Here is a 12,712-nt window from a genome sequence, read left to right on the forward strand (position 1 = left end):
GAATCGATATTGATCCGTTTCATGTCACTTGGGTACAATGATTCGCGCAACACGCTGATACGCTTCCTTTGGACGATGCAACTCATCGAACAGGAATGGCCAGTTTTTTCGCCCTCGAACAGGGAAATTGTCAAGCCAGGTGTAGTCGTCGGCAGCCCCCCAGAATGTCACAGCGCTAATATGCTCCTTATATTCGTGGAGCAGGCGGAAGATGGATTCGTATTGCTCGGCTTGCAATTCCAGCATCTCTTGCGATGGCTGAACGAGATCTGTACGTCTGTCTTCAAAGCGAAATACCGATACATCCAGTTCGGTGAGCTGAAGCTGCAGTCCAAGCTGCGCATACCGCTCAATTGCTGCGCGCATATCATCCAAGGACGGATCATACAGATTCCAGTGCGCCTGCAGACCAACGCCATGAATTGGCACGCCTTGATCGAGTAATGAACGGACGAGCCGATAGATGCGTTCCCGCTTATGTGGATCAGATTCGTTATAATCGTTGTAGAACAACAACGCTTGCGGATCTGCTTCATGCGCGAATTCAAACGCTTTGGCAATAAAATCCTCTCCGGCGATATCCAGCCATTTGGATGGGCGCAGGAATGCATTTGCATCATCCGCTTCATCGGAAATAACCTCGTTTACAACGTCCCAAGCATAGATAACGTCCTTATATCTGCCAACAACGGTCTCAATGTGCGCCTTCAATCGCTCCAGCAATACATCGCGCTCCACCAGTTCGCCAGTTTCATTCTCGAACAGCCAATCCGGAGTCTGGTTGTGCCAGACCAGCGTGTGACCTCGCAGCGCCATGCCCTGCTCTCTGGCAAAGGAAGCGATGACATCCGCATCCTCAAACGTATACCGTTCCAGCTGCGGATGCACACTGGAGAATTTCATTTCATTTTCTGCCGTCAGACTGTTGAAGTGATAGGCGAGCAATGAACGCTGGCTGTCAATCGTCTTCGGACTCACTGCTGCTCCAATGTGGAACGCATCCTTGTACAATTCCTTCAGTGAAGCCTCTTCTCGAAACGAACCCATAATTTCCCTCCTCTAAATTTCCTTCTTCGCATTGATTTATTAGCAACTGAATCAGACCGAGTACTCGAACCAATCAAAATGGGCAGGTGTGCTGCTTGCCTTACCATTGCCGGTAGCGTATAGTCCGACCACCGCTCCGGTAAAGCACATTTTGTGCACAAAGTCCTCCGGTGATATGGCACGTGCCGAGCCTGAACCCAATGCTGTCCAGTTCTGTCCGTCCTCGGAGCAAGTCAGCCTATATTCCTTCTCTGTCGATTCGATTCGGAGCGACAGCCGCTCTGTTACAGTCTCGCTCTCGTGAACCATGTTCGACTCTCCGCGCACCGTCAAGCGAGCAAAGAGTATGTTTCGTCCGTTCAACCGTCTTATGCCAATCTCATAGTGTGCATCCTCATCCCGGCGAACACATAATCCCGCTTCTTCTCCATCGGCAACTGGCATGAAAGTCAGGCAGGTCGTAAAGCTGGCATGAATATGCTGCTGCCTGCGGCCAACAAACGTGATCTGACCCACGTCTTCAAGACTTCCATCCTGCCCATACAACGTCAGGTAACCTGGTTTTTCTGTAAGCGAGCATGCTCCTTCTGTAGGGTTGCGCACAAACATCCATTGCGACCCGAGTTCTCCGTCGAATTCGTCCCGGCCGACAACGATGGCAGTATGGCTCCCGGGCAAAGAAGGTAATGTCATTGGCAATCGCTGGACCTTCATGTCCAGACTCACTATTCCTTCATTGTTGTCAATGTGGGGCCACCCCTCGTTCCAAACGACCGGGGCGAGGAGGGTTTCACGTCCAAGCACACTATATCCTTCCTCTGTCAAACGCACGCCAAGGAAAACGGCCCACCAGTCTCCGTGGTGATCCTCCACCAGATCGGCATGACCCAAATACTGGATCGGATGGTCCAGATGGCGATGGGTCAGGATCGGCTCAGGATAGCGTTCAAACGGACCATAAGGTCGATCGCTTCGGCCGATGATCTCACGATGATCCTTGGCCGTCCCACCAGAAGCAGACATCATGTAATACAATCCATTGATTTTGTACAGATGTGGCCCTTCGGTCCATGGCCCTCCATCTCCGTGCCAGACAACTTGTGGTTCAGAGAGAGCCTCACCTGTAGCGATGTCGATCTCATACTGGATGGCATGAGAATCGTAATCGGCACCTTGTTGTGCGGTCACGTACACTTTGCCATCGTCGTCAAAAAACAGCGATGGGTCAATTCCACCGTATGGAATACGAATTGGATCAGACCAGGGGCCAGCAGGGTCGGTTGCCGTCACGTAGAAATTGCCGATGCCTCTCACATCTGTCGTAATCATGTAAAATGTACCTTCATGGTAACGCAGTGCCGGAGCATAAATGCCGTCTGAGCTTTTCCGTCCGGTCAAATCAAGCTGGCTGACCCGATCCAACACATTGCCGATTTGCTCCCAGTGAATGAGATCCCGGCTCCGAAAGATCGGCACTCCGGGAAAATACTCAAATGAACTGCAAATGAGGTAAAAAAATTCTTCAGCCTTCACAATGCTGGGGTCCGGATAGAATCCAGGAAGGATTGGGTTGGCATAACAGATGGTATTAGCTTGGAGTTGCTTCATCTATTCCTTCACACTCCCTACATTTAGTCCAACGACAAAGTATTTTTGCATAAACGGATACACCAGCAAGATCGGAACCGAAGCAACAATTGTAACTGCAGCACGAATGGAAATTGGAGTTACCTGTGTTGAATGCTCCACCCCCACGCCGTTCGCAACGGAAGGATTACTGTTGGCATTCATACTGGAAGACAACAGCTTCATCAGTTCGTATTGCAGTGTGCTGAGCTCCTGACGTGATGACGTGTACAGAAAAGCATCGAACCAGGAATTCCACGCGCCGACTGCGACAAAGAGCGCAATGGTCGCCAGCACAGGCTTGCACAGTGGAAAAATAATTCTCCAGAAAATTCTGAAATCTCCTGCTCCGTCAATTTTGGCAGATTCAATCAAGCTTTCAGGGATCGTGTATATATAAGTACGAATGACGATCAGGTTAAACGCACTAATCAGCGATGGTAAAACATATACCCAGAATGAATTGATTAAGTGCAGGTCCTTCATCAGGAAGTATCCCGGAATAAGCCCTGCGTTGAAATACATGGTGAGTACAAAAATGGTCGTAATCAGCTTGCGGAAAATATAATCGCGCCGACTCAGCGTATAAGCCAGCATGGTGGTCAAGAAAATGTTTAAAACGGTGGATAGTACTGTACGTGCAACGGAAATCAAAAATGCGTTATAAATTGTGCCTGATGCAAATACGGCTTTGTAATTCTGCATGGTGAAATCGCGGGGCCACAAATATAAGCCTCCTCGAATGGTGTCATTCCCTGCATTAAACGAAACCACAATTGTGTTCAAAAATGGATACAACGTCACAATCACCAGCAGAACCATGAAGATGGTGTTAAAGGTGTTGAACAGAAACGGTTCCATGCCTCTGCCACCTGGGCGGCGTACGGAAAGCGCCGCTGTATTTCCTAAACCAGACAATGGTGTTTTTTTCGTCATTATAACAGCCTCTCTTCCCCAAGCCGCTTGGCGGTCCAATTCGCTACAAGTAACATCGTAATGCTGACCACGGTCTTGAATATTCCGCCTGCAGTTGCGAGCGAATAGTTGCCCTGTGCAATCCCGTATTTGAGCACAAAGATATCAATCGTTTCCGACCAGTCCACAACGAGTCCGTTGCCCAGCAAATACTGAACCTCAAAGCCGGCTTCCAGAATATGTCCAATCGACATAATCAGCAGGATGACAATGGTAGGCTTGATTCCTGGCAAGGTGACATTCCACATTTTTTGATATCGATTGGCTCCATCAATATCGGCTGCTTCATACTGTGCCGGGTCAATAGAGGCCATGGCCGCCAAATAAATAATGGTGCTCCATCCGACTTCTTTCCAAATATGAGAACTTGCAACAACGCCCCAGAAATACTTCCCTTCCGTCAGCCACAAGATCGGCTCGTTGATTAAGTGCAGTTTCATGAGGATATCGTTGACAATGCCGTCAGAAGCAAGCGATGTCGCTACGATGCCGGTAACGATAATCCATGATAAGAAGTGAGGAAGATAAGAGATGGTTTGTACCGTCCGCTTCCACATGATCTTCTTGATTTCATTGAGTAACAATGCCAAAACAATAGCGGTAACGAAACCCAAAATCATGTTGATGATACTCATGGCAAGCGTATTACGAAGCACGCGCAAGAAATTGTCATCCGTGAACAAAAATTGAAAATGCTTGAACCCTACCCACGTTTGCTGCGAGAAACTTCTGGCCGGTTTGTAATCCTGAAAAGCCATCGTCCAGCCCCAGACAGGCACATAAGCAAAGATAATAATGTACGCAAGCAGAGGAACAGACATCCATATGAGCTGTCTCTGTGCTTTGATATTTTGCCAAGTAATCCGCCTAATTTTCGGTTTTTTCTTCGGTCGGAGCGGCTTGGTACCCACTACAATTTCCTCCATAATATCAGGCTCCTATCCATCTTTATATTGAAAGGAATAACGTCCAGCGATATGTTCTTTAAAAAAATCAGGAAGGAAGGTAGCCCTCCTTCCTGACAGCATTTTCTTATTTCACTGACCAGTTATCGATTCTCCACTGCAATACTTCATTGATACGGCCTTCGAAAGCCTTGATATCCAGCTTTTGAATTTCGGAAACGTATTCGCTCCATACACTGCTGAATTCGGATGTGTTAGCCAAAATCGCTTTCGGTAAATATTTGGTTGATAATTCGTTCAGCTTCGTATTGGCAATTTTGGCTGGAGATCCCTCAACCAGATCGACGGACCAAGCCGGGTAAGTAACCGGATTCTCTGGTGGAGCACTGAAGAAATCCACATAGCTGTTGAAACCGTAGGCGTCCAAAACTTCCTTATCAAACGGTCTCAAGCTGGCTTGATATTCTTCCGGCTGATTGCTTGCTGAAGTAGCGTTGCCATCGCTAAAGTAACCTTCCATCTTCGGTGCGGTTCCATAGAAAGCATCTGCTTTATTGGCCAGTTTCCAGGCCGCATCTGCGGCATTGTCGCGCTGCTCTTGGGTTTTCATGAAACGGCCTTCGTCATTCACGTAATAGTCTTCATCCTGAATGCCCCAAGTGAGTGTCTTTTGCCAATCTTCTTCCATAAGCTTGTCGAGCGCTTTAATAATTTTCACAGGGTCCTTGGCACTTACAGTAATGCCGTAACCATTGTTCAGGTTGAGCGCCGCGCGGTCGCGATAGTAGTCCTTCGTGCTGCTGTCGTATACCAGCGGGAAGCCGACGTACGTGCGTTCAATTTTGTCCTGAGTTATGAGCGAATCTTCCGCGCTGAGAAAATTCCAGTGTTGGTCGAACATGCCGAGTACTGCCCCACTGGACAATTTGGCCATATATTGGTCGTAGTTTTGTGCAAAAGCCTCCTTGTCGAGCAAGCCTTGGCCGTTAATTTCATTAAGTTTCTCATAGTAGGTTTTGGCATAATCTTTGTCTGCAAAGATCTCTGCTTTGCCGTCGTTTACAACGACTCCCCCGTCATTCGGATGACCAATCAAATGCTGTGGCGGGTTCAACAACCCCCAGTTTTTCCAGTCATAGTTCAATACTTCAAAGCCAATGGTCGGCTTGCCGTCGATCGTGGGATACTTCTCCTTGTATTTGGCGATCAAGTCAAAGTACTCGTCCAATGTTTTTGGCGTAGGATAACTAAACTCTTTCAACACGGCTTTCTGAATCCAGAAGGCAGGTCCGCTGTAGTAGGTGTCCGACACCTCACCGTTGTATGCACCATAGTTGGGCAAGTAATAGATATGTCCATCGTTAGGGTCCTTCATCTGGTTCCAGTACTTCTCATAATGCTTCTTCAGATTAGGCGCATGCTCCTCGATCAGGTCTTCCAACGGAATGACCGAACCGGCTGCTGTCAGTTTGGTGTCCGCAGAGATCAGATCCGGATAATCTCCTCCGGCAATCATAACGCCAAGCTTTTGGTTTTTGTCGCCAGCCAAAAATTCAAATTTGAATGTAACGCCAAGCTCATCCTTGATTTTTTTGTAGATTTTGTTGTCAGCGGTTGGCTGTTGTCCGGCCTCGTTCAGGAATACCGAGATTTCTAACGGATTGTCAGCCCCCACCTCACTACCTTTACTACTCTCTTCTCCACTGCCTGAATTGCCGCCTGAGCAACCTGCTAGCACAACACTCAACGACAATAACAGTGTTGCCCCCATACGGAAGAATGATTTTTTACTGTCCCCCATAAAGCACCTCCAAAGTTTGATCTCACTATATGAAAGCCCTTTCATTTGAATAATTTAATTATAAATTTACATCTCTATGGAAACTATATTCGAATTATAGCTCTTTCCGAGAAAAGCTCAGGTTTTCTTGTATTCGTTAGGAGACATGCCCATACGTTTCTCAAATTGCTTTAAAAAATGATGGTAATTGGCGTATCCAACCTTTTCCGAGATCTCGCTATTTTTGTACTGATTCATCTGTAGCAACCGACATGCCTCCTCAACCCTCAGGTTATGAAGCAGTTCATTGAAGCCGATCCCATTTTTGCGTATCAACAGTTGTCCCAAGTAGGCCGGATGCAGGAAGAAACGTTCCGATAGTAACTTAATAGTCAATCCCTCCTGGTAATGCGTATGAATATAATCGTTGATTTCCTGTACAATACCTTGCGCTTCGAAGACGCTCTCTTTAAGCAAAAACTCAAAGCAGACTCTTCCACACGAATGCAGCATGCCGATCAAATCATCAAGGGTTAACAGTGCTTCATCCAGTTCCGGAATTTCGAACATACGGTAATTCTCTGAATCTTCTGCCATTTGCGCCCTCATGTAAGCACGAATTTCATGAAGAAGGTAAATCACAAATTTTCGGGCTTCATCCGGGTGGACCCGCATCTGTCGAAAGGATTGCTCAATAAACTCCACAGCGGACTGGTAGTTGGCGTAATCAATGAGCTGAAGTGCTCCCAGTACTCGCTCGATCAGTTCAACCTGTTGGTTATGCCTTTGAAAATCGTGGTTCTGGATATCGGCATAATCCATTATGCTGTTCTCTTCCGCTTCATAAAAAGCGTGCAGCAACGCCTTCTCTGCTGTTATGCGGGAGTTGCTGATGTGATGAAGAGAGGATTCGGTTGAGCCAATCGCCATATATGTACGAAAGCCCGCCAGACGGCGAGCCAGTGTTTCTAATTGTTTTCTAAAATTTCCGCTCGTTCTCTGAGGTCCGGGGGAAACATCGCCAAACACAATGGATACAAGATCATTTCGCATACGAATGATATAGAGGACATCCCGTCCGTTCAGAATCTCTGAAGCAAGACTGCTCCACCGGCCAAACTCTTTCTCCGATACCTGAACCAGGCATACAATCCAGGATTCAGCTGACTGGGAAAGGGACTGCATCAATTGAGTACCCTCAGCAGACAGCACTTTGCCTAATAAAGCCTGCTTCATCGTCAACATTTCCTGCTCTCTCAATGCAATCTGCCCAATATAAAGCTGCTCTTGCTCCTTCATCAGTTCCATGCCCATCATGCGAATCTCGGACTCCGCCTGTTCCTCATCCAATGGTTTTAACAGATAACCGGAAACTTTGAATTTAAGCGCTTTTCGCGCAAACTCGAAATCGCTGTACCCCGTAAGAATAATGAACTTGGTCGACCAGTTTCCTCTACGTCGCCATTCTTCAATCATCTCTAGCCCATTCATAATTGGCATTTGAATATCAACCATGACAAGATCCGGCTGTAACTCTTCCATTCGTTCCAACCCTTCCGCACCGTTGCCACACATAGCGCATACCTCAAAGCCAAGACTTTCCCATGGAATCCACAGCTGCAAGCCCTCTAGCGCCCATGGCTCGTCATCAATCAGCAGCGCTCTAAATGCCATTGTCCTTACCTCCTTCTTCACCCTGATGATCTAACAGTTGCAATGGAATTTCGAAGGAGACCTCTGTCCCTTCTCCTATTCTGCTCACCAAGTTAAAATCCACTTTATCGTCATAATACAATTCAAGACGGCGATATACGTTACGTATGCCAATGTTACTCCCTCCGCTCTCCTCCTTGCTCCGCATATGATACAGAACCTCTTGCAGCCGTTCCTTATCCATGCCCTTACCATTATCGGATACAACGACGCGCAGGCGTTCGCTCACAACTTCCGCTTTAATCTTCACATACCCTAACCCCTCAATAGCCTGAATTCCATGTTTGCAAGCATTCTCGGCCAACTGCTGGATACTCATTTTTGGAATTCTATACTGCCTCGCCTCTTCGCTAATATCAATGTAATATTCAAACTTGTCTCGAAAACGGAACTTCTCGATCCCCAGATACATGACCGTAAAACTCATTTCCTCTTCCAGCGTGACCACATCGTCCTTCCAATTCAACAGACGGCGAAGCAGCTTGGATAGGTCCTTGATAATATCCTTGACATCCGCATAATTGTTTTTGGTGCTGACCACCAGCAGCGCATTGAGTGTATTGAATAAAAAATGGGGATTCATCTGGCTTTGCAGCAAATTCAGCTCAGCGCGAATGCGCTCAGCCTCCTGGCTCCGCTGCTGAATTTCAAGCTTGTACACATTATTGATCAAGGAATGGATCTGAGCGGTCATCATATTGAAATTACGAATCAGATGACCTATCTCATCCTGTCCCCCATCAATGTTGATCAGATCAAATTTCTCGTTCCCCACCTTTTGCATATGTCTGGACAGACGTTTCACTCGATAATTGTATGAGCGCAGCATGACATAGATGAAGATGGAGGTAACCAAAGTAATGATACCAGCGAGCATGCCGAAATAAAGCTTCATGGAGAGCATCGCTTGTTTGACACGTGTTTCCTGAGGTACGCCAATGAGCTTCCAACCTTTCACATAGCTGGCCTTGCCAATCGGTACGATATGTAGGTCCTTGTCCGCCGCCTTGCTCGTATCAAATAACGCATAATCACTATCTACCTCACCCTGATACTTGTCATCTGTGGACACGATAATCTGATTCTTCGCGTTGACCAGATACAGGTCCAGCGAGCTTTTCTCTCTCGCAATAACGTCATAGAATCGATTAAGGTAAAAATCAATGCGCACTAACTTCTCGTAAGAGTTATCTGCGTTATAATAGTCCATTTTTTCAATCACGCTAAAATACGACGAGGTCGCCGCGCGATCATTCGCTGCCTGATCGCGATAAGCGAGTACACTTAGTGATTCCCCTGCTGCTTCCCATTGTCTGAACCAGGCACTGGCGTTCATTGAGCTGTCCAGATAATAATAATCCCCTCCAGACACAATCGTTGGATTATCTGTGTAGATGCCAATCCGCTGGATTTGATTGTTCACGGGAATATAGGAAGTCACTCGATGGCGAAGCTGTTCATCGAATGTATTGTAGAAATCCAATTGGTCTTTGTATACACGATCCATGGATTCGGACAACAGCTTGTCCGTGATTAAGGCGTGACTGACAGCGATCCCCCCGTCAATCATGGTGTGAATGTCCTTTCTCGCCCGCTCCAGCGATATTTGCAGATTCTGCTCTTCCCGCTCCTTAATTAGCCCCGACATACGATCCATGAACAAATAATTGCTTGCTATGATCGGAAGCAAAATACCGATAACATAGATCAGCATAAACTTGTAGTTCAAAGGAATATCGTTCACGATGCCGCGAAATCGGAATTTCTTAAACATGTCTTCCATCGCCATCCTTCATTCATTACTTGTCGAGTCCCAATCTATGGTTGTTTTCGATACGCGGAGGGAGCCATCCCCGTCATTCGCTTGAACTGACTTACAAAATAGTCGGCATTAGGGTATCCTGAATGGACCGCAACTTCGGCTATGCTACAACAGCTCTGACGTAACAGTCTCTTCGCCTCCTCGATCCGTTTATCATTCAGATATTCCCGAAAAGACTTGCCAGTCTGCTGTCTGAAGGCTTGCCCCAGATAGTTGGCATTCATATGAAATTTCTGTGCAATCTCCTGGAGCTGCAGCTTCTCCCGAAACTCATGGTTAACATATTGCACTACACGAAAAATCGTGCTGCATTCTTTTTCTTTCCGCTGCTCCTGTAGAGCTCTCAAAGCGTTGAGACTTAATATAAGTGCATATTCCCTAAATGCAGGAAAGGAATCAATGTCAGATAAATCGCCCAACATATGTTGTAACTGCAACACAAACCTGTCTACATTCCCATCCAGCTCCTTCATTTGCTTGAGAACTCCCATTTCAAGAGCAAGCAATTGTACCCGAACATATTCTATATCCGACACAGACAGCCCTGAATCTGGACTCGCAAGCAACTCGTGTACCTCTCTCTCCAACCCATTCTCTTCACCCGTTAAAATGGTTTTAAACAGGTTACTCAACGCTTTTTGATTTACAACCGCCATGTTACTATGCCGTGGCAAATCTTGATCTCGAATAATGCCGCTTTCTTTTTGATAACGCTTCCATTTCAAAGCAGATAACGCTTTTTCAAATGCTGACCGCATAGCGACTACTCCACCTGAGTGATATCCAAATGCCACAATAATTGATCCATGACCGGAGTAAATCTCAAACAAAGTTCTCCCTAGCCTCTCAAGCCAACTCAGAGAATCTTCAATTACAGCAGCAAACACACCCATTCTTCCTTCAGCATCCATAAAAAATTCGTAGTGATGAGCGCTAGCAAAACGCTGTACCTGTGACTTTATGTCTTCATTGCAAATATCCGTTTCAATTAAAAGACAGGCCATATTCTCATGACCCTCCATTTGCAATATACTTTCCACTTCGGCTTGCAGTTCGCTGCTATCCTCCCCCCTGAAACAGACGGTTGAACAAGCAATTTACATATAAAGTACGCTCGTGTTGATGCAATTTCTCTGCGACAAGCTCGTTCTGAATTTTACGACTCATCTGTTCTAATACGTTTTCAATCTCAACCTCATCAATGGGTTTGAGTAAATAATCCTCCACACGCTGTTCCAGCGCTGTTTTCGCATAATCAAAGCTATCGTATCCGCTTAATATGACAAATCGCGGCGGTTTGGCTAGTTTTTGTATCGAGCGGTCAATCAGTTCAAGTCCGCTCACTGAAGGCATATGAATATCTGTAAACACCAGGTCTGGCCGAAGGTTCTCAATAATGGACCAAGCAGCGTTCCCGTTCTCAGCCTCTCCACAAATTTGAAAACCGTATTTGTTCCAATCTACCATTGTCCGCAGACCTTCCAGTACCCATGGCTCATCATCCACTAACAAAACATTCATCATTCTTGTTTCCCCCCGTTAATAGTGATGAATAATCTGCGTTTACCTTGGACAAAACATGGATCATTGTACTTTGGAAAATGTTTACCTATAGCTTTATGTACCACATTCGACGGTTATTCTGGTTCAATTCTGTCATTGTTCACCTTGAATTTGCGACTTTTATATAATCATAACATCCGAGCAAAGAATGCCAATACTTCAAACCAATATACAATAATTTTTAAAGAAAGTACTTTAATTTGAACAGTAACTCTGCTTGTATACACTCCCTGACAACTGATTTAATGTCTATGAGCAAGGATATTGATCAACTTACCAAATGGATCACGGACATAGAATCGACGAACTCCCCAAGGCTCATCCGTAAGTTCATATTCTATTGTATAACCCGCGCTTTTCATGCGTTCGTACACTACATCGACATCATCAACTTCAATCGAAAGGTCAGGTGTAGGTGTATTGGAGCCACCTTGTGTGGCGATACTTATTTGAACGTTCTCCTCTCCAAGTAATCCGTATGTTTCAATCCAACCATGATTCATCAATAAATCAAGTTCAAGCACATCCTGGTAAAAGCTTTTTGCTGCTGGAACGTTTTGTGTATTAATATTGGTGACAATTCGTTTCACCCTCATTTTCAGAACCTCGATTCAATTAGTATATTCCCCCAACGAGGAATCCTCGCCCTTATTTTACATTATCATCTAGTACCACGTTATTCAATCGACAAAAAGACCAACCAAGGGATTCTGGCTAGCCTGATAATACAAAAGTGGGATGCATCCCTTATGAAATTATAAATTTGGTTAATAATAAGAAATTATTCAGGTGAAAACCTATGGGAGTGATTCGATGCTGGGGAATGTCATTTTTGGTATGGTTATCCCCATCTTAATCGGTGGATGGATTCTACGTAGAAACGTCAACATCCTCTTAGCTTATTATCCGCTGGGAGTAGCCACCTCTTCTTGTTTAAACAGTGCGGGCTTCAATTTTTTCTGGAATATCCTTCCCAATACCCGTAACCAATCATATGCGGGGCTCCCTTTCGACTTAGGTATATACCCTATTGCTGGATGCCTCATGATATACATGATTCTTGAAAAAAATACGAAGTCGTGGCTAGCAATCTTAATAACCTCTTTTACATTAACGCTGATCGAATGGTTGGCTAAAGAAATGGGTAGAGTTCTTTATTTTAATGGCTGGAACATCTATTGGACTTTCTTTTCTTATTTTCTTCCTTTAGTCGTGGTGTACGGATATAGTAAAGTATTCACTCTGATGTACAACGTTTCTGATAAGAGGAGAACATAAAGT

At 45.6% G+C, this 12,712-nt stretch carries 11 protein-coding genes; 1 reads left to right on the forward strand and 10 read right to left on the reverse strand.

Annotation, left to right across the window (positions count from 1 at the left end):
- Positions 1–24: 24 nt before the first annotated feature.
- From PTQ21_RS22815 to PTQ21_RS22860, 10 genes are all read right to left on the reverse strand, one after another.
- Positions 25–1,047 carry an endo-1,4-beta-xylanase gene (locus PTQ21_RS22815; RefSeq protein ID WP_274567259.1) on the reverse strand — a complete coding sequence of 341 codons (1,023 nt, stop codon included), beginning with the start codon at positions 1,045–1,047 and terminating at the stop codon, positions 25–27.
- Between the two features lie 51 nt (positions 1,048–1,098).
- Complete coding sequence (locus PTQ21_RS22820) at positions 1,099–2,655, reverse strand: glycoside hydrolase family 43 protein (RefSeq protein WP_090806819.1); 1,557 nt, start codon at positions 2,653–2,655, stop codon at positions 1,099–1,101.
- Positions 2,656–3,609, reverse strand: a complete 954-nt coding sequence (locus PTQ21_RS22825) for a carbohydrate ABC transporter permease (RefSeq protein ID WP_063563657.1) — start codon at positions 3,607–3,609, stop codon at positions 2,656–2,658. It abuts the gene before it with no gap.
- Positions 3,609–4,574, reverse strand: coding sequence for an ABC transporter permease (locus PTQ21_RS22830; protein WP_063563656.1), 966 nt, complete (start codon positions 4,572–4,574; stop codon positions 3,609–3,611). The genes PTQ21_RS22825 and PTQ21_RS22830 overlap by 1 nt, the downstream gene beginning before the upstream one ends.
- A gap of 106 nt (positions 4,575–4,680) precedes the next feature.
- A complete protein-coding gene (locus PTQ21_RS22835; protein WP_274567260.1) occupies positions 4,681–6,354 on the reverse strand; it encodes a type 2 periplasmic-binding domain-containing protein in 1,674 nt (557 codons plus the stop codon).
- Positions 6,355–6,471: 117 nt separating this feature from the next.
- Positions 6,472–8,007 (reverse strand): response regulator transcription factor, encoded by a 1,536-nt coding sequence (locus PTQ21_RS22840; protein WP_063563654.1) that lies wholly within the window; start codon positions 8,005–8,007, stop codon positions 6,472–6,474.
- Complete coding sequence (locus tag PTQ21_RS22845; protein WP_063563958.1) at positions 7,997–9,820, reverse strand: sensor histidine kinase; 1,824 nt, start codon at positions 9,818–9,820, stop codon at positions 7,997–7,999. Before PTQ21_RS22845 ends, PTQ21_RS22840 begins: the two co-directional genes overlap by 11 nt.
- A gap of 44 nt (positions 9,821–9,864) precedes the next feature.
- Complete coding sequence (locus PTQ21_RS22850; RefSeq protein ID WP_274567263.1) at positions 9,865–10,872, reverse strand: helix-turn-helix domain-containing protein; 1,008 nt, start codon at positions 10,870–10,872, stop codon at positions 9,865–9,867.
- A 55-nt stretch (positions 10,873–10,927) separates the two neighbouring features.
- Positions 10,928–11,392, reverse strand: a complete 465-nt coding sequence (locus tag PTQ21_RS22855) for a response regulator (RefSeq protein WP_274567264.1) — start codon at positions 11,390–11,392, stop codon at positions 10,928–10,930.
- Between the two features lie 281 nt (positions 11,393–11,673).
- Positions 11,674–12,027 carry a VOC family protein gene (locus PTQ21_RS22860; protein ID WP_063563652.1) on the reverse strand — a complete coding sequence of 118 codons (354 nt, stop codon included), beginning with the start codon at positions 12,025–12,027 and terminating at the stop codon, positions 11,674–11,676.
- 217 nt (positions 12,028–12,244) lie between these two features.
- Here PTQ21_RS22860 and PTQ21_RS22865 point away from each other — a divergent pair, with 217 nt between their 5' ends.
- Positions 12,245–12,709, forward strand: a complete 465-nt coding sequence (locus PTQ21_RS22865; RefSeq protein WP_063563651.1) for a CBO0543 family protein — start codon at positions 12,245–12,247, stop codon at positions 12,707–12,709.
- Positions 12,710–12,712: the final 3 nt, after the last annotated feature.

The sequence above is a fragment of the Paenibacillus marchantiae genome (assembly GCF_028771845.1).
Lineage (GTDB): Bacteria > Bacillota > Bacilli > Paenibacillales > Paenibacillaceae > Paenibacillus > Paenibacillus marchantiae.